Here is a 17083-nt window from a genome sequence, read left to right on the forward strand (position 1 = left end):
GGGCAGCCTCTCAGAGCGAGGTGCGGCGGGCGGCGAAGCCGGCGGCCACCACGGCGATCAGTGCGACGACGGCCAGCGACCCGTCCGGGGTGCCGATGCCCAGCCAGGGCTCGCGGATCGCGTCGATCGCCAGGGTGAGCGGGAGGACGCCGGCGATCGAGCTCATCGCCTCGCCCATCACCTGCGGCGGCGGACCGCCGCCGCCCAGCAGGAACGAAGGGAAGTAGAGCATCAGGCCGACGGCCTGGGCGGCCCGCGCCGTGGGGAGCATCGTGCCGAGCAGCACGCCGATCGAGATGAACGCCAGCGTGGCCGCGGCGACGGCGGCGACGACCCGCACCGGGTCGACCACGGGCGGGAGACCGTAGACCGGCGCGGCCACGGCGAGCAGGGCGACCCCGCCGACGAGCACGGCCGCGACGCCGAGGACGAGCTCGGTGAGCGTGAAGGACCAGCGCGGGAAGCCGGAGGCGGCAAGGCGGCGCAGCACTCCGCGCTCGCGGTAGGTAGCGATGTGCACCGGCAGCATGATCAGCCCGGTCGCGCCGATGACGACGGCGAAGTACGACGCGATGTACCAGTGCGCCGGGTCGACCGGGAACACGTCGTCGGGCGCGCGACCGAACGAACCGCCGATGATGAGCATCGAGATCACCGGGAAGACCACCACGAAGCTGACGGTGAGCGGGTCGCGCAGCAATAGCCGCAGCTCGGCGGTGACCAGTCGCCGGGTGGCCGAGCGCGCGCGGGGCGCCGTCGGCGCGGCCGTGGTCGAGGTGAGGGTCGTGGTGGTCATCAGGCCACCTCCTGTCGGTCGTGGGCGGACGGCGGGGCGGGGGCGTCGAGCAGGGCGATCAGCGCGGCCTCGAGGTCGGGTTGGTCGACGGCGAGGTCGAACGGGACGCCGGCCTCTCCGCCGCGGGCGACGAGCCAGGCGCCCGCATGGGCGATGGCGGGACGGCGTCCGTGCAGCGCGACGGCGTCGCCGCGCCGCTCGACGCGGGTGACGCCGGGCAGCCGGCCGAGGTCGTCGACGTCGGCAGCCGGTCGGCCGGGCGGCAGGCTGAACCGCACCGTCACCTCGCCGCCGTGTCGGGCGACCAGGTCGGCCGGCGTCCCGCTGTCGACCACCCGGCCGTCGCGCATCACCACGACGCGGTCGCACAGCGCCTGGGCGTCCTCGAGCTCGTGGGTCACCAGCAGCACCGTCGTGCCGCCGTCGCGCAGGCGGGCGACCGAGCGCCACACGTCGCGGCGGGCCGCGGGGTCGAGGCCCTGGGTGAGCTCGTCGAGGACGACGAGCCGCGGCCGGTTGAGCAGGGCGAGCACCAGGAAGAGCCGCTGCCGCTCGCCGCCCGACAGCGTGCCGAACGCGAGGCGGCGGCGGTGGCCGAGGCCGAAGGTCTCGAGCAGCGGCCCGGGGTCGCCGGCCTGCGGCCCGGCGAACAGCCGGACGGCCTCCTCGACGCGCAGCCGGTCGGGCAGGCCGGAGTCCTGCAGCTGGCTGCCGACGAGGGCACGCACCCGCTCGGGGTGGCGCACCGGGTCCTCGCCGAGCACCCGCAGCCGGCCGGCGTCGGGGCGGCGCAGGCCCTGCAGGCACTCGACGGTCGTGGTCTTGCCGGCGCCGTTGGCACCGACCAGGCCGACGACCTGCCCGGCGTCGACGCGCAGGTCGACGCCGTCGACGACGGTGCGTCCGGAGTAGGCCTTGCGCAGGCCCTCGACGTGGATGGCGGGCTCGCCCGCTGCGGTGTTCGGCATGCCCCGAGCCTGGTCGAGCGGACGCCGCGTGCCATCGGCCCAGGAGCGGAACCGGGTCTCCCCCCACGGGCAGAGACGCGTGGTCGGGTCTGCGTCGGAGGGCCGGGGGTCTCGAGGCTCGTCGCCAGGGCTCCTCGCACCTCGACCACCGTCAGGGCGGCGTCACGATGGTCGAGGTGCGAGGCCGGCCACGGCCGAGCCTCGAGACCTCGCCGCGACCGCGCCGACCGACGCGGCGGCAGGTCAGCGGGTGGAGAACGGGTGGTCGGCGGCCGGCGTCCACGCCGTGCCGCTCGACTCGACCCACGCGCCGGTGAGCAGCGAGACGGCGAGCAGGAGGCCGACGGCGACGGCCCACGTGCCGACGCCGCGGCTCAGCGGGACGACGACCCGCCCGACCGGTCCGCGCAGCCGGCTGCCACCGGGCCCCCACCACAGGGCGGGGGCGAGCACGAGGCCGGTGACGAACAGCGTGACCGGGATTGGGGCGACCACGGCGTAGCAGACCAGCGCGGCGGCGAGCGCGAGCCCGCCGCCCCAGAGCAGCAGCATCGCCGCGCCGGGCACCGACTGCGCGAGGTGCCAGGGCGCGCGCAGCAGCAGCTGCGGCCCGTCGTGCCAGCGGCGGCCCCGCGCCTGACGCCGGGCGCTCGCCGCGCTGCCGGCCAGCGACCCGCTGCGCAGCAGCCACACGACGACCGTCACCACGGCCAGGGCGACCCACGGGGCGAGTGCGACGGCGGCGCCGACGGCGACCGCGCCCGCGCCGAGCAGGACGCCGCGGCGCACCCGCTCGGCCAGCGGGGCCGGCGGCGGCGCGGGCGGCGGGTAGGGGTAGGGCGGCGCGAACCCGGGGGCGGGCGCCGTCCACGCCGGGGCCGGCGGGTCCTCGGCCAGCACCCGGGTGGGGCGCGCCACCGGGAACGGGATCACCTCCGCGCGACGCTCGGGCTCGGACGCCGGCTCGACCCGGGTCGGCGTGGCGTCGTCGTTCCAATCGGGCGCCGGCGGCGGGACGGCGCGCGCCTGCGCGGCCAGGGCGAGCGGCGCCGCGAACGGGTCGGGCGGCTCGTGCACCGTCGGTGCGGAGTGCAAGGGCGCCGAGGGCACCGACGGGGCCGGACGGACGCCGGGCGCGCCGGGCCCACCGGTCGGCGGGGCCGACAGCAGCGGCGCCGGGCGGGTGGTCTGCGGCCGCAGCCAGGCCAGCACCTCGTCGAGGCTCGGCCGCCGCTCGGGCTCGGGGTCGAGGACGGCGGCCACCACGTCGTGCAGCGCCTGTCCGCCGGCCTCGGCGAGGCCGCGCAGGTCGTGCTCGCCGCGGCGGACGCGGTCCATGATCGCCATCGACGGGCCGCGGCCGAACGGCGCGGCGCCGGTGGCGGCGAAGGCGACCGTGGCGCCCCACGAGTGCAGGTCGGAGGCGGGCGTGGCGTCGTCGCCGTAGAGGATCTCGGGCGCGAGGTAGCCGGGCGTGCCGAGCAGCCAGCCGGTGTGGGTCAGCCGCGGGTCGTCGGCCACGCGGGCGAGGCCGAAGTCGATGAGGATGGGCGTGCGGCCCTCCATGAGCACGTTCGACGGCTTGACGTCGCGGTGCAGGACGCCGGCGGCGTGCACCGAGGCGAGGCCCTCGGCCAGCGCCCCGGCGAACCACAGCAGGTCGCCGCCGGTGACCGGCCCCTCCTCGACCACGTGGTCGTGCAGCGAGAGCCCGGGCACGTAGCGGGTGGCCACGTAGGGCACCGGGGCCCACGGGTCGGCGTCCACGATCTCGGCCACCCAGCGACTGCGGATGCGGCCCAGCGAGCTGACCTCGCGGGCCAGCCGGCGCCGCGCCTCGTCGTCACCGACGATGTGGGGCCGCAGCACCTTGAGCGCCACGCGCACCTCGGACCGGGTCGAGGGCGGTCCGGCGTCGCGGCGGGCGAGGTGCACGACCCCCATGCCGCCCTCGCCGATCTTGGCGAGCAGCGTGTAGGGGCCGACGGTCGCGCGACCGGTCGGCACCTCCCGCTGGCTCGGCTGGCTCGACACAGCGGCAGGCTACCCGCGAGGCGCGCGCCCGGCCGGTTCGCCGGGGCGCGCCACGCGGGCGGGTCGGAGCGTCGGGTGAGCGGTCAGCTCGCCGGGACGGCGCCGGCCAGCGCCTCGACGAAGGTGTCGAGGCTGTAGCCGAGCGACAGCGCGGTGGGCGGCGAGACCGAGGAGACGTTGGCCTCGCCGACGACGCTGGCCACGGTGCCGTCCTGGAACTGCTGCATCTTCTGGTAGGTCGGGTCGCTCGCGACGGCCTCGGCGGCCGCCTCGTCGTTGGAGTAGGACAGCAGCACGTCGGAGGTCAGCTGGTCGACGTTCTCGGTGGAGAGCGTGTAGTAGAAGCCGCCCTCGCCGGAGTCGAGCTCACCGACGCTGGGGGCGACCTCGAAGCCGAGGTCGCTGAGGAACTGCACCCGCGGGTCGGCCTCGGTGTAGACGTAGAACGCGCTGGGGTCGATGGCGACGGCCGCGACCGAGACGCCCTGGAACTCGGGGTGCGCGTCGGCGGCGGCGGCCACCTCGGCGTCGATGTCGGCGAGCACCTGGTCGGCCTTCTCGCTCTCGCCGAGCGCGGTGCCGGTGGTGGTGATGACCTCGCGCCACGGCGTCGACCACGGCTGGTCGGGGTAGGCCACGGTGTCGGCGATCTGGCTCAGCTTCTGGTAGTCGGCCTCGGTGATGCCGGAGTAGGTGGCCAGGATGATGTCGGGGTCGGCGGCGTCGATGGCCTGGAAGTCGGGCGACTCACCGGTCTTCAGCGTCTCGGGCAGCTCGCCGCCGGCGTCCTCGATGGCGGACTCGACCCACGGCATCAGGCCGTTCTCGGTGGCGCCGTAGCTCTGCTCGTCGAGCGCGACCGGGATGACGTCCATCGCGATGGCGGCGTCGGCGCTGCCCCAGCCGAGGGCCACGACGCGCTCGGGGCGCTCGTCGATCTCGGTGCTGCCGAAGGCGTGCTCGATGGTGACCGGCTCGAAGGCGGCCTCCTCGGTGCCGGCCGCGTCGGTCGCACCGTCGGCGCCGTCGGCGCCGTCGCTGGTCTCGCTGCTCTCGCTCGAGCTGTCGGAGCCGCTGTCGCTCTCGTCGTCGCTGAGGGCGCCGCAGGCGCCGAGCGGGAGGACGAGCAGGGTGGCGGTGGCTGCGGCGGCGGCCAGCCGTCGGGGGCGAAGGGACGTCACGTCCGGCTCCTCGGGTTCAGGTGGCCTCGGGACGAGACCGGTCGGGATAAGGCAAGGCTTACCTTAGCGGACGTCGCGCCCGTGCCGTCCGAGGGGCAGGACGAGCGGGCTGCCGCTGACCGGGTCGGCGATCACCCGCGAGGCCATGCCGAACGCCTCGTGCACGCACTCCTCGGTGAGCACCTCGCTCGGCGCGCCCTCCTGGACGACGCGCCCGCGCGCCATCACGACCAGGTGGTGGGCGTAGCGGGCGGCCAGGTTGAGGTCGTGCAGCACCATCACCACGGTGGTGCCGCGGCCCTCGTTGAGCTCGGCGAGCAGGTCGAGCAGGTCGACCTGGTGGGCGATGTCGAGGTAGGTGGTCGGCTCGTCGAGCAGCATCACCTGGGGGTCCTGGGCCAGCATCATCGCGACCCAGACGCGCTGGCGCTGGCCGCCCGAGAGCTCGTCGACGCGGCGTCCGGCCAGCTCGTGGGTGTCGGTGAGGGCGAGCGCGCGGGCCACGGCCTCGTCGTCGGTGGCCTGGTGGCGCCGGAAGGCGCCCTGGTGCGGATGACGCCCGCGGGCCACGAGCGCCGCGACGGTGATGCCCTCGGGTGCGGTCGGCTGCTGCGGCAGCAGCCCGAGCACCCGCGCGACCTGCTTGGGCCGCAGCCGGCGCAGGTCGGTGCCGTCGAGCTCGACCTGACCGTCGACGGGTCGCATGATGCGCCCCAGTCCGCGCAGCAGCGTCGACTTGCCGCAGCCGTTGGCGCCGACGATCGCGGTCACGCGGCCCGGCGGCACGCTGAGGTGCACGCCGTGCACCACGCGCTTGTGGTCGTAGGCCAGGTGGACGCCGCGCGCCACCAGCGAGACGGGCGCGTGCCGCTCCCCCTCGGGGTCGGCGCCGTCGTCCCGGGCGGCCTCGAGGGTCTGCTCGAGCGCGCGCTCGAGGGTGGTCTCGTCACTCATGACGGCTCCGTCCACTCACCATCAGCCAGATCAGGTAGGGCCCGCCGACGATGCCGGTGACGACGCCCACGGGCACCGCGACCGGCACCGGCAGCACGAACTGCGCCAGCGTGTCGGCGCCGACCACGAGGACGACGCCGACCAACGCGGCGGGCAGCAGCGCCAGGCCGCCGTCGCCCAGCAGGCGGCGGGCGACGGGCGCGGCCACCAGCGCGACGAACGCGATGGGGCCGGCAGCGGCGGTGGCGCAGCAGGCCAGCGCGGTGCCGAGCACGATCACCCACACCCGCACCAGCTCGGGCCGCACGCCGAGGGCGGCGGCCTGGTCGTCACCGAGCAGCAGCAGGTCGAGGCGGCGTGCGCTCAGCGCCACCAGCGGCACCAGCACGAGCAGCGCCACCGCGAGCGTGCCGACCAGCGGCCAGGTGTACTGCGACAGGCTGCCCGCGAGCCACTGCAGCGCGGTCTGCGCGCGCTGCACCTCGGCGCGCGTGAGCAGGTAGCCGGTGACGGCGGCGCCCACGTAGGCCACCCCGATGCCGGCGAGCACGAAGCGGTGGCCGGTCATGCCACCCCGCCAGGCGACAGCGTACAGCAGCGCCGCGACCGCCGCTCCCCCGGCGAGCGCCGCGAACGAGACCGGCCAGCCGGTGGCACCCACGCCGAGCACCACGACGACGGCGCCCGCGCTCGCGCCCTGGGCCACACCGATGACGTCGGGGCTGGCCAGCGGGTTGCCGAGCACCGACTGGAACAGCGCACCCGAGAGCGCGAACGCGACGCCGACGAGGATGCCGAGCGCCAGGCGGGGCAGCCGCAGGGTGTTGACGACGAAGTCGGCCTCGCCGGGGTCGGTGCTGAACAGCGCCCGCAGCACCGAGCGGACCGGGTAGCCGGAGTCGAGGGTCAGCGAGGCCACCGCGACCGCGAAGGCCGCGAGGGCCAGCGCCGCGGTGACGACGACCCAGCGCGCGCGCCGGCGGCGCCGGGTGCTGCGCAGGCTCCGGACGGCGACGGCCTGGCGCTCGGCCGCCGGGGCGGTGAGCGTGGCGCCGGCCGTGCTCGCCGTGCTCGACGCGCTCGCCGTGCTCATGACGCCACCGCCTTCGACTGCCGCACGATCAGCAGCAGCACCGGCGCGCCGATGACGGCGACCACCAGGCCGGCCTCGAGCTCGCCCGGCACGAGCAGCCGGCCGACGACGTCGGCGACGAGCAGGACGACGGGGCCTAGCAGCATCGAGAGCGCCACGATCCAGCGGTAGTCGGGCCCGGTCAGCAGCCGCGCCACGTGCGGGACGACGAGGCCGACGAAGGCGATCGGGCCGACCAGCGAGACCGCCGAGCCGCACAGCACGACGACGGCCAGCACGACCAGCAGGCGGCCGCGGGCGACGTCCTGGCCGAGCGAGCGGGCGACGTCGTCACCGAGCGAGAGGGCGTTGAGCACCCGGCCCGAGGCGAGGGCGAGCAGCAGTCCGACCACCACGAAGGGCAGCACGAACGGCACGACCGTGGTGAAGAAGGTAGTGGTGCGGTTGGCGAGCGACCCGACCTGCCAGAACCGGAACTCGTCGAGGGTGTTGGCGTCGCTGAGCAGCACGATGGTGATCAGCGAGGTGGCGGTGGCCGAGAACGCGGCGCCGACCAGGGCGAGCTTGACCGGCGTGACGCCCTCCCAGCCGAGCGACGAGGCGCCGTAGACCACCACCGCGGCGACGGCGGCGCCGAGGAAGGCGAACCAGAGGTAGCCCTGCACCGTGCTGACGCCGAAGCCGGCGATGGCCGTGATGACCCCGAGCGAGGCACCGGAGTTGAGGCCGAGCAGCCCCGGGTCGGCGATGGGGTTGCGGGTGACGCCCTGCATCAGCGCGCCCGCCGCACCCAGCGCGGCACCGCCGATGAGCCCGATGACCGTGCGCGGCAGCCGCTCGTCGCGCACCACCGCATGGTCGTTGTTGCCGGCGACGGGGTCGACGAGGGCGCGCCAGACCTCCGCGGCGGCCACGTCGCGGGCGCCCCACATCAGGCTCGCGACCACGACGACGAGCAGCAGGCCGAGCAGCCCGACGACCACGGCGCTGCGGGAGAGCGCACGGCGCTCGATCCGGGCAGCGGTGATCGTCATGAGGCAAGGCTAACCTCACCCGAGCCCGGGGCCGACTCCGCGCCCGGGTGGAGGCCGACGGCTCAGCAGGGACCCTCCCCCAGGATCCGCAGCCCCTCGAGGTCGCCGTTGCCGAAGGTGGTGAACCGGGTCCCGCTCGGGTGCATCAGCTGGCGCTCGTCGTCGACGTGGTCGAGGCCGACGAGGTGGGCGAGCTCGTGCATCACCACCGCGCGCTGCTGGTCGTCGCGGCCGGCGTCGGCCATGCGGTCGAAGGCGCCGGCGTCGAGGACGACGTCGCCGGTGATGTAGGGCGCGCGGCGTCCGGTCTGCCCGTAGGCCAGCCCGGTCGGGCCGGCGACGCCCACCACGTCGCCCTCCAGGGCCGGCACCTCCTCGGGCGTCGCCCACCCGATGAGCACCGGCAGCGGCCGGGCGCCGTCGAGCCGGTCGTCGAAGGCGCGGTCGTCGGTCGTGCCCCGGTCCTCGAACTCCAGGCCCGAGGCGTCGGTGACCTCGGCCATCGCCTCCGCGAGCGTGCGCCGCCAGCCGTCGGGGGCGCCGTCCGGGTTGACGACGTAGGGGATCGGCTTGCACGAGCTCCACGTCACCGGCTCGCCCGTGCGCGGCTGCACCTCGAGGAAGGCGTGGGACGACGCCGGCCCCCGGTCGGCCTCGCCGCCGAACAGGCCGCGCAGGCCGGCCAGCACCGGCGTCGTGTTCAGCACCAGGACCGTGCCGATCACCGCCAGGGTCAGGACGACGGTGAGCACCGTGCGGCGGCGCTCGGGCGGGCGGGCGCCGGGCTCGCGCTCCTGCCGGCCGCGCCTCGGACGCCGCGGGGGTGGCGGCAGCCGCCGCGGTGCCGGGGACACCGGGCCGCCGTCCGGGGTCTCGCCGTCGTAGGTCGGCAGGGCGTCGAGCTGCTCGGCGAGGGCGCGCTGCCACTCCCGCTCCTCGCGCGACCGTCCGATCCCCACCGCACCATGGTGCCGAACGGGTGGGACCGGACGGGGCGGATCACCCGACGGTCATCCGGGCCGCGGCCCGCTCGGCCGGGTCAGACGACGCGGTGCATCCAGCCGAAGGTGTCGTCGGCCCGGCCGTGCTGCACGTCGACCAGCGCCTGCCGGATGCGCATGGTGAGGTCGGTGCTCGCCGGCGCGGGCGCGCTGCCGCCGTCCCAGCGCAGCTCGCCGACCGGCGTGACGACGGCGGCGGTGCCGCAGGCGAAGACCTCGGTGATGCGGCCCGAGCGGACGCCGTCGCGCCACTCGTCGATCGAGAACGGGCGCTCCTCGACCTGGTGGCCGAGCTTGCCGGCCAGCTCGATGATGCTGGCGCGGGTGATGCCCTCGAGGATCGTGCCGAGGCCGGGGGTGACGATGCGGCCGTCGTCGTGCACGAAGTAGAGGTTCATGCCACCGAGCTCCTCGACGTAGCGGCCCTCCTGGGCGTCGAGGAAGACGACCTGGTCGCAGCCGTGGGCGGTCGCCTCCTGCTGCGCGACCAGCGAGGAGGCGTAGTTGCCGCCGGTCTTGGCCGCACCCATGCCGCCGCGGCCGGCGCGGGTGTACTCCTCGGTGAGCCACAGCGTCACGGGGCGGACGCCGCCCTTGAAGTAGGAGCCGGCCGGGCTGGCGATCACCATGAAGGTCACGTGCTGGGCGGGGCGGACGCCGAGGAAGGCCTCGCTGGCGAACATGAAGGGCCGCACGTAGAGGCTCTTCTCCCCGGCCTCCGAGGCCCCGGGCACCCACCGCTCGTCGGCGGTGACGAGGGCGTCGACGGCCTGCACGAAGTCGGCGGCGGGCAGCACCGGCAGCGCGAGCCGGTGGCTCGAGCGCTCCATGCGGGCGCCGTTCTCCTCGGGCCGGAACGTCCACACCGAGCCGTCGGCGTGGCGGTAGGCCTTCATGCCCTCGAAGGTCTCCTGGGCGTAGTGCAGCACCGCGGTGGCGGGGTCGAGGGTCAGCGGCGCGTAGGGCGTCACGCGGGCGTCGTGCCAGCCGGCGTCCGGCGTCCACTCCACCGTGAGCATGTGGTCGGTGAAGTGGGTGCCGAACCCGGGGTCGGCGTGGATCTCGGCCAGCCGCTCGTCGGAGGTGGGCGTGTCGGTGAGCGTGGTGCTGATGTGCAGTGACGGCGTGGACGGCGTGGACGGCATGGTCGGCAATGTAGTCGGGCTTCCTAGTAGTCGGGAGGGGTCACCACCGCCGTCCCGGTCCTCGTCCCGACGGGACGCGCGGGACTAGGCGAGACGCGCGGCGACGGCGTCGCCGACGGCGGTGGTGGAGCGCTTCGTGGCGGGGTCGCGCTCGGCGAGGTCGGCCAGGACGGCGGCCTCGAGCGCGGCGGCGGCGTCGGCGTGCCCGAGGTGGTCGAGCAGCAGGCCGGCCGAGAGGATGGCGGCGGTCGGGTCGGCGACGCCCTGGCCGGCGATGTCGGGCGCCGAGCCGTGCACGGGCTCGAACATCGACGGTGACGTGCGGTCGGGGTTGACGTTGCCGGACGCCGCGAGACCGATGCCGCCGGTGATGGCGGCGGCGAGGTCGGTGACGATGTCGCCGAAGAGGTTGTCGGTGACGATGACGTCGAAGCGGGTGGGGTCGGTGGCGAGGAAGATCATGGCGGCGTCGACGTGCATGTAGTCGACGGTGACCTCGGGGAACTCCTGCGCGACCTGCTGGGTCAGCCGCCACCACACGGCACCGGCGTTGACCAGCACGTTGGTCTTGTGGACCAGGGTCAGCAACTTGCGCTCGCGGCGCTGGGCGCGGCCGAAGGCGTCGCGCACGACCCGCTCGACGCCGTAGGCGGTGTTGACGGAGACCTCGGTGGCGATCTCGGCCGGGGTGCCGACCCGCAGCGCGCCACCGTTGCCGGTGTAGGGGCCCTCGGTGCCCTCGCGGACGACGACGAAGTCGATCTCGCGACCGCCGGTGACGTGGTCGGCCAGGGGCGTGGTGACGCCCGGGTAGGTGCGCGAGGGACGCAGGTTGACGTAGTGGTCGAGCTCGAACCGCAGTCGCAGCAGCAGCCCTCGCTCGAGGATGCCGGGCGGCAGGTTCGGGTCGCCGGGCTTGCCGCCCACGGCGCCGAGAAGGATCGCGTCGTGACCGCGGATCTCCTCGAGCACCGAGTCGGGCAGCACCTCGCCGGTCGCGAGGTAGCGCTCCGCGCCGAGGTCGTAGCGGGTCTGCTCGACCGTCACCGGCGCCACCGCCTCCAGCACCTTGAGGGCCTCGGCGGTGACCTCGGGCCCGATGCCGTCACCGGGGACGACGGCCAGCCGGATGCTGTTCTCGCTGCTCATGGGGCGAACGCTAGTGCTCTCTGTAGAGGGTGACTGACGAGGTCCGCGCAGACGGACCCTGAGCTCGTCGAAGGGCCCCGAGCCGTCACCACGCGGGATCCGAACCGAGCGCCAGCGAGACCGACCGGAGTGACGCAGGGCCACCCCGCATCGGGGTGCGACGACCCAGCAGGTGGCTGTGGCGGTGCTGAGCCTCAACGCAGCGGAGAACCCCGTTCGCGGCGCGCGACCGTGTGACCGACGAGCACGCAAGGGCGCAGCGAGGTACGAGCGAGCCCTTGCGCAGCGCAGGAGGGCACACGGTCGCCGATGGCGCCGCGAACACGCGCCAAAGCGACGAAGGAGCGGAGGCGCAATCAGGTACCACCGGCTCCTCGCACCTCGACCATCGTGCTCGCCGGCGCCCCGAGCCGAGCCGAGCCGACCACAGGGCGCACGGCGCGGAGGCCGCGCCCGGTGGCTGGGCGCCCGCCCGGCCCGAGCCGGCGGCAGCGAGCCCGCTGGTGGCGGGTGACAGCCACGGCGCGGCCGGAGCGCCCTGAAGACTCAGTTGTCGTCCGGGCGGTCCGTGCTGTCGCGCAGGTCGAGCGCGGTCTGCACCGCGCTGCTCAGGCGGGGGTCGTGCTGCTCGGTGCGGTTCTTGGCGGGGCCCCACTCGGGGTACATGTCGTACATCGGACTGCTCCTAGGGAAGACGAGGTGGTTCGGTCGGGGTGGTGGCCCACTCCGGCTGATGCCGCCGCGGTGGCGGCCCGTGGATCGCACGGGGCCTCGTCGTCTGCGAACGGATCGCGCTCGATGCTGACGGCACTGTCGGCAGGCCGCCGCGAAGGCATCAGCCGGTCGTGGACCGATCGTGAGGCCGAAGGCGCAATCTCAGCGCGCAGCACGTCCGCCGCGGCGAGGTGGCCTCACGCGCAGGTGGTGTCCTGCGGGGCCTCGCCGCGGCAGCCAATAAGTACGCGCCGGGTCAGCATGATGGGATCAGGCTAGGACGCCGACCGGCGTCCCGCACCGGACTTCGACGAAGTGCTCGCATCGCGAGACGATCGTCCCGCGATGAGAGACTCGAGCCCATGAGCGCCCGGCCCGACCTGCCCGACGTCGTGCAGCGCGCCTTCGACGTCTCGCGCCGGGCCGGCTACGTGTCGTTCTGCCGCAACGAGACCGGCCGCCTGCTGGCCACCCTGGCCGCCACCCGCGACGGCACGATGGCCGAGTTCGGCACCGGCTGCGGCGTCGGGACGGCGTGGCTGCGCTCCGGCGTGCGCGGCGAGAAGGCGCACATCGTCACCGCCGAGCTCGACCCCGACCTGGCCCGCGCCGCCGCCGAGATCTTCGTCGACGACCCGCTGGTCGAGGTGGTCGCGGCCGACTGGTCGACCCTGCTCGACAAGGGCCCGTTCTCGCTGCTGTTCCTCGACGCCGGCCAGGCCGACGCCGGCTGGTCGGGCGGCTGGTCGGGCGGCGCCACGGCCGAGGTCGACGTCGACGTCGTCGCCGACCTCGTCGAGGACGGCGGGGTCGTCGTCCTCGACGACTTCGTGCCGTGCGAGTCGTGGCCCCCGGTGGTCGGCGGCCGCGTCGACGTGCTGCGCGAGCGCTGGCTCACCGACGAGCGCTTCACCGCCGTCGAGGTCATGGTCGCCTCCGACGCCAGCACGATCATCGCCACCAAGCGCTGAGCCCAGCGCCGTTCGGTTCCGTTCCGTTCGATCGAACGATCCGTGCGGGCTCCCGGGCCCCACGGCGGTCCGAACCGTTCAATTGAACGGACGGGCGGTGTGGGTGACAGCGCGTGGTGGCCGGCCGCGCGGTGGTCAGGTCTGGTCGGGGCGGCGGACGATGGTCTCGTCGGCGCCCTCGAGGGGGTTGGGCTGGTCGGCCGGGGCCGGCGGCGGGGCGGGGCGGTCGGCCGAGGGGGCGGGCTGGCCGGGGCGGCGCACGACGGTCTGGTCGGCGCCCTCGAGCGGGTTGGCGCCGGCGTCGGGCCGCGGCCGGACGACGGTGGGGCGGTCGATCGGGTTGGCCGGCGGCTGCGCCGGGCCGGGCTCGGGCGGGCGCGGGGCGGTGGGCACCCGGGGCTCCTCCCCCGGCGGCGGCGTCCCGAACGATGGCGCTCCCGGCGGCGTCCCGAACCCGGGCTGCCCCGGCTGGCCGAACCCGCCCGCCGGCTGGCCGTACGGACCCGGCTGGCCCGGCTCGCCGAACTGACCCGGCTCGCCGAACTGACCGGGCTGACCCGGCTGGGGGTACTGCCCGTACTGACCGGGCGGCGCCCAGGCGGCGTCGCCGGGCCCCGGCGGGGGCTTGCGCCTCGACCGCAGCACCAGCACCACGACCACCGCGATCACGAGGACCACGGCGACCGCGATCAGGATCCACACCAGAGTCGACATCTCACACCTCTCCCGGGGTTGCCTTGCGGATGACGATGCGGGTCCAGGCACCGAGGTAGACCCGCTCGTCGGGGCGCACCTCGACCCGCTGGCCCTGCGGGACGGGCGCGCGCGGCAGCACCCCGAGCGCGCCGCCGACGTAGGTGCCGTTGCTGGAGCCGAGGTCCTCGACGAACCAGCGGGTGCCGTCGCCGGTCAGCTGCGCGTGGCGGCGGCTGATGCCGGGGTCGGAGCCGAGGTCGAGGTCGGGCAGGATGCCGCGACTGCGCGAGGCGCGGCCGATGAGCAGCGAGGACTGGCGCAGCGGCACGACCGTCGGCAGCCCCGGCGAGGGCAGTCGGTCGGTGCTCTGCTGGTCGGCGTACCAGTCGGGGTCGATCCACACCTCGGCCACCCACGGCTCGGCGAGCGCCGGCGAGGGGTTGGCGGACGCCGGCACGGGCGGCGGCGTCGTCGCGGCCGGTGACGGGGACGTCGCCCCGGTGGCCGGCGTCGGCGGCGGTACGGACGACGGCGTGCCGGACGGCGGCGACCCGGGCGACGCGGACGGCCCGGGCGGCGCGGACGGCGGTGGCATGACCGGCGTCGGGGGCCGCGGCATCGCACCGGTGGTGAAGTCGTAGCCGCAGTTCTCGCAGAACAGCGCGTCGGCCGGGTTGGCGGTCGAGCAGCTCGGGCAGACGGTGCCGGCCTCGGCGGCGTCGGCGCCCGGCGGGAGCAGCCCGGTGTCGTCGACGTGGGGGTCCTCGGCCGGCGACGGGGCGGCCGGCGGGGACGTCGCCGGCGGGGCGGCGTCCATCGCGACCCCGCAGGTGTCGCAGTAGTCGTCGGCGAGCGAGACGTGCCCGGCGGGGCACGTGCGCGGGGCACCGGTCACGAGCTCACCGCTTGACCCGGGTGGTCTTGGTGGAGGCGGTGTCGAGGGCCATCTCGTCGGCGCGGTCGACGCTGCGCTTGAGCTTCACGGTGCCGTCGCGCTCGCTCTCGACGTCGACCACCTTGCGCAGCTTCGAGGTGGCCTCGTCGTTGCCGGTGGCGGCGGCCAGCTGCACCGCGCGGCCGAGCTTGGTGGTGGCGGTGGCCTCGTCGCCGGCGGCCTTGGCGGCCAGCCCCTCCTGGATCATCGCGGCCAGCTCGGTCTGCCCGGTGTAGTGGGCGACCTGCCGGTCGATGGTGGCGGTCAGCTCGGAGTCGTTCGACCAGGTGGCCTTGACCAGCCCCTGCGCGAGGACGGTGTCGCCGACGACCAGCTGCACGCGCGCGGCCAGCTGCTCCTGCCCGATCGCCTTGGCCGCGACCCGCACCGCCACGTGGTAGTCACGGCTCTCGTCGGCCCAGGCGCCGGTGGGGTAGGCGCCGGTGAGCGGGTTGACCTCGGCGCGGCGCGAGGTGAGGTCCTCGACGGTGGGCGCGACCTGCCGCACGAAGAGCACCTGCGCGCCCTGCGGCGACCACACGCGCAGCTGCGCGTCGGCGACGCCGCGGGCCATCGAGGCGCGCATCATCTCGCGGAACTGGCCCTCCATCTGCTCGGGCGAGGGGATGATGTCGACGGTGCCGAGCAGCGCCTGCGCGATGCGGCGCACCTCCTCGACCTGCCAGTCGGTGCCGGCGCCGCGGCAGTCGCACTGGAAGTAGCCGGTGGCGCGGCCGAGCGCGGTGTCGAGCCGTCCGGCCGCCTCGCGGTTCTCGCCGTCGGTGAGCAGGATGGCGTGGCGCTGCGTGACCGACGGGACCGAGCCGAACAGCTGCACCGCGAGGTCGAGCCAGGTGCTCATCGCGGTGCCGCCGCTGCCGACGAAGCGCGCGACCGCGGCCTGTGCCTCCTGGCGGGTCTGCGGCGACATCGGCACCATGCCGGGCCCGGACTGCACGACCGGGTAGGCGAGCATCGCGCGGTCGGAGCCGGCGATGACGGCGAAGTAGGTGCCGTCGACGATCTCGTCGAGCGCGGTCTGCGCCGCGGCGCGTGCGGCCGCCATCGTCTGCGGGCCCATCGAGCCGGAGGTGTCGACGATGATGATCTCGCCCGCGGAGCCCGCGCCGGTCTGCCCGGCGGTGCCGGCCCCGGAGCAGGTGACGGTGACGATCGCGTTGACGTCGGTGCCACCGTCGGGCAGGAACTCGTTCTGGTAGACGGTCGCGCTGAACTCAGCCATCGGACTCCCTCTCCGGCCCGCGTGCGTGGTCAGGCGCATTGTGCCCCGGCGGCGGGCTCACGCGCGCGAGCGCCACGGTGATGTTGTCGTGCCCGCCGCTGGCGTTGGCGTGGGCCACGAGCGCCAGCGCCACCGCCATCGGGTCGGCGCCGGCGTCGGCGGCCGCCAGGCGCAGCCGCTCGGCGAGCGCCGCGGGCTCGGACAGGTAGTTCCACAGCCCGTCGGAGCAGGCGAGCAGCCAGCCCGGCCGGTCGAGGTCGAGCTCGCACAGTCGTGGCTCGAGGTCGGGGGCGTCGACGCCGAGCCAGCGGGTGATGGCGTGGCCCTGCGGCCCCTCCTCGGCCTCGCGGCGCGTCATCCCGGCCTCGATCTGCAGCTGCGCGACGGAGTCGTCGACGCTCAGCTGGGACGGCGTCCCGGCGTCGGGCAGCCAGTAGACGCGCGAGTCGCCGATGTTGCCGACGACGAGGCGGCCGCCCTCCAGGACGGCGGCCGCGAACGTCGCCGACGGCGGGTGCTCGGAGCCGTCGGGGGTCAGGTCGACGATGGCGGCCTGCGCGGCGTCGACGGCCTGCTGGAACAGCCGGGCGGCGGCGGCCGTGCGGCTCTGCGCGGTGCCGAGCCCGGCCGGGAGCGTGGCGCGCAGCACGTCGCGGGCGGCCCGGGCGCCGGCCAGCGAGGCCAGGTGCGAGTCGTCGGTGTTCGAGACGCCGTCGAGCACGACGAGGACGGCGCGCGGCCCGGCGGCGGTGTCGCCGGCGTGCAGCGCGAGCGCGTCCTCGTTGCGGGCGTGCACCAGGCCGCGGTCGCACACCCCGGCCACCCAGGGCGCCGGCTGCTCACGGAAGTGGTCGCGCTCGTCGGGCTGCTTGGTGCCGCACGAGTCGCAGTAGCCGTCGGGTCCGACCACTCCCCCGCACGCCAGGCACGGCCTCGGGCCGGACGGCGCACGGGCGCTGCCGGCGATGCGGGTCGGGAAGGTCGCGTCGAACGGCGCCGCCTCGCCGGCGACCACCGGCGGCTTCACGCCGCCCGGGCCGCCGGCCAGGTCGGCGTCGGCGGCGCCGACCTGGGCGCCGCACGCCTCGCAGAACGCCGCGGCGTCGGCCAGCTGCTCGCCGCAGGAGGGACAGGGTCGGGTCACGGGGTCGGCTCCTGGCTCGTCGGGGT

General features: G+C 75.4%; 16 protein-coding genes. 1 reads left to right on the forward strand and 15 read right to left on the reverse strand.

The features are described from left to right. Nucleotides 1–10: 10 nt before the first annotated feature. The 11 genes from ABEA04_RS13985 to ABEA04_RS14035 all read right to left on the reverse strand — a co-directional run bounded on the left by ABEA04_RS13985 (nucleotide 11) and on the right by ABEA04_RS14035 (nucleotide 12030). Entirely contained in the window at nucleotides 11–796 is a 786-nt protein-coding gene (locus ABEA04_RS13985) for an ABC transporter permease (protein WP_345459533.1), read from the reverse strand. Continuing rightward, nucleotides 796–1764 (reverse strand): ABC transporter ATP-binding protein, encoded by a 969-nt coding sequence (locus ABEA04_RS13990; protein WP_345459536.1) that lies wholly within the window; start codon nucleotides 1762–1764, stop codon nucleotides 796–798. Before ABEA04_RS13990 ends, ABEA04_RS13985 begins: the two co-directional genes overlap by 1 nt. 243 nt (nucleotides 1765–2007) lie before the next feature. Next, on the reverse strand, nucleotides 2008–3798 hold the full coding sequence (locus tag ABEA04_RS13995) for a serine/threonine-protein kinase (protein ID WP_345459539.1): 1791 nt from the start codon (nucleotides 3796–3798) through the stop codon (nucleotides 2008–2010). An 83-nt stretch (nucleotides 3799–3881) separates the two neighbouring features. Then, a complete protein-coding gene (locus ABEA04_RS14000; RefSeq protein ID WP_345459542.1) occupies nucleotides 3882–4979 on the reverse strand; it encodes an ABC transporter substrate-binding protein in 1098 nt (365 codons plus the stop codon). Between the two features lie 63 nt (nucleotides 4980–5042). Beyond that, entirely contained in the window at nucleotides 5043–5933 is an 891-nt protein-coding gene (locus ABEA04_RS14005) for an ABC transporter ATP-binding protein (RefSeq protein WP_345459545.1), read from the reverse strand. Continuing rightward, nucleotides 5926–7026, reverse strand: a complete 1101-nt coding sequence (locus tag ABEA04_RS14010) for a FecCD family ABC transporter permease (RefSeq protein ID WP_345459548.1) — start codon at nucleotides 7024–7026, stop codon at nucleotides 5926–5928. The genes ABEA04_RS14005 and ABEA04_RS14010 overlap by 8 nt, the downstream gene beginning before the upstream one ends. After that, nucleotides 7023–8060 (reverse strand): FecCD family ABC transporter permease, encoded by a 1038-nt coding sequence (locus ABEA04_RS14015; RefSeq protein ID WP_345459551.1) that lies wholly within the window; start codon nucleotides 8058–8060, stop codon nucleotides 7023–7025. The genes ABEA04_RS14010 and ABEA04_RS14015 overlap by 4 nt, the downstream gene beginning before the upstream one ends. Nucleotides 8061–8122: 62 nt before the next feature. Then, the gene (locus ABEA04_RS14020) at nucleotides 8123–9019 is read right to left on the reverse strand and encodes a matrixin family metalloprotease (RefSeq protein ID WP_345459554.1); all 897 of its coding nucleotides are present in this window, start codon (nucleotides 9017–9019) and stop codon (nucleotides 8123–8125) included. A gap of 80 nt (nucleotides 9020–9099) precedes the next feature. Further along, nucleotides 9100–10206: a branched-chain amino acid aminotransferase gene (locus tag ABEA04_RS14025; protein ID WP_345459557.1), complete on the reverse strand. Its 1107-nt coding sequence runs from the start codon at nucleotides 10204–10206 to the stop codon at nucleotides 9100–9102. 84 nt (nucleotides 10207–10290) lie between these two features. Further along, on the reverse strand, nucleotides 10291–11355 hold the full coding sequence (locus ABEA04_RS14030) for a 3-isopropylmalate dehydrogenase (protein WP_345459560.1): 1065 nt from the start codon (nucleotides 11353–11355) through the stop codon (nucleotides 10291–10293). A gap of 546 nt (nucleotides 11356–11901) precedes the next feature. Further along, a complete protein-coding gene (locus ABEA04_RS14035) occupies nucleotides 11902–12030 on the reverse strand; it encodes a hypothetical protein (RefSeq protein WP_345459563.1) in 129 nt (42 codons plus the stop codon). 401 nt (nucleotides 12031–12431) lie between these two features. Between ABEA04_RS14035 and ABEA04_RS14040 the strand changes: the two genes are divergently transcribed. Continuing rightward, nucleotides 12432–13040, forward strand: a complete 609-nt coding sequence (locus ABEA04_RS14040) for an O-methyltransferase (protein WP_345459566.1) — start codon at nucleotides 12432–12434, stop codon at nucleotides 13038–13040. 135 nt (nucleotides 13041–13175) lie between these two features. Here the strand turns inward: ABEA04_RS14040 and ABEA04_RS14045 are convergent, their stop codons facing one another. The 4 genes from ABEA04_RS14045 to ABEA04_RS14060 are packed head-to-tail and all read right to left on the reverse strand — an operon-like array spanning nucleotide 13176 to nucleotide 17057. Then, entirely contained in the window at nucleotides 13176–13754 is a 579-nt protein-coding gene (locus ABEA04_RS14045; RefSeq protein WP_345459569.1) for a hypothetical protein, read from the reverse strand. A gap of 1 nt (nucleotide 13755) precedes the next feature. Next, nucleotides 13756–14631, reverse strand: coding sequence for an FHA domain-containing protein (locus ABEA04_RS14050; protein WP_345459572.1), 876 nt, complete (start codon nucleotides 14629–14631; stop codon nucleotides 13756–13758). A 4-nt stretch (nucleotides 14632–14635) separates the two neighbouring features. Then, nucleotides 14636–15913, reverse strand: a complete 1278-nt coding sequence (locus ABEA04_RS14055) for a vWA domain-containing protein (protein ID WP_345459575.1) — start codon at nucleotides 15911–15913, stop codon at nucleotides 14636–14638. Next, the gene (locus ABEA04_RS14060) at nucleotides 15906–17057 is read right to left on the reverse strand and encodes a PP2C family protein-serine/threonine phosphatase (protein ID WP_345459577.1); all 1152 of its coding nucleotides are present in this window, start codon (nucleotides 17055–17057) and stop codon (nucleotides 15906–15908) included. Before ABEA04_RS14060 ends, ABEA04_RS14055 begins: the two co-directional genes overlap by 8 nt. Nucleotides 17058–17083: the final 26 nt, after the last annotated feature.

It is taken from the genome of Nocardioides marinquilinus, from assembly GCF_039543705.1.
Lineage (GTDB): Bacteria > Actinomycetota > Actinomycetes > Propionibacteriales > Nocardioidaceae > Nocardioides > Nocardioides marinquilinus.

Coding starts and splice junctions, on each gene's coding strand:
- ABEA04_RS14040 (WP_345459566.1), top strand. CDS start 12,432: ATGAGCGCCCGGCCCGACCTGCCCGACGTCGTGCAGCGCGCCTTCGAC.
- ABEA04_RS14010 (WP_345459548.1), bottom strand. CDS start 7,026: ATGAGCACGGCGAGCGCGTCGAGCACGGCGAGCACGGCCGGCGCCACG.
- ABEA04_RS13990 (WP_345459536.1), bottom strand. CDS start 1,764: ATGCCGAACACCGCAGCGGGCGAGCCCGCCATCCACGTCGAGGGCCTG.
- ABEA04_RS14030 (WP_345459560.1), bottom strand. CDS start 11,355: ATGAGCAGCGAGAACAGCATCCGGCTGGCCGTCGTCCCCGGTGACGGC.
- ABEA04_RS14045 (WP_345459569.1), bottom strand. CDS start 13,754: ATGTCGACTCTGGTGTGGATCCTGATCGCGGTCGCCGTGGTCCTCGTG.
- ABEA04_RS14015 (WP_345459551.1), bottom strand. CDS start 8,060: ATGACGATCACCGCTGCCCGGATCGAGCGCCGTGCGCTCTCCCGCAGC.
- ABEA04_RS14035 (WP_345459563.1), bottom strand. CDS start 12,030: ATGTACGACATGTACCCCGAGTGGGGCCCCGCCAAGAACCGCACCGAG.
- ABEA04_RS14055 (WP_345459575.1), bottom strand. CDS start 15,913: ATGGCTGAGTTCAGCGCGACCGTCTACCAGAACGAGTTCCTGCCCGAC.
- ABEA04_RS14005 (WP_345459545.1), bottom strand. CDS start 5,933: ATGAGTGACGAGACCACCCTCGAGCGCGCGCTCGAGCAGACCCTCGAG.
- ABEA04_RS13985 (WP_345459533.1), bottom strand. CDS start 796: ATGACCACCACGACCCTCACCTCGACCACGGCCGCGCCGACGGCGCCC.
- ABEA04_RS14025 (WP_345459557.1), bottom strand. CDS start 10,206: ATGCCGTCCACGCCGTCCACGCCGTCACTGCACATCAGCACCACGCTC.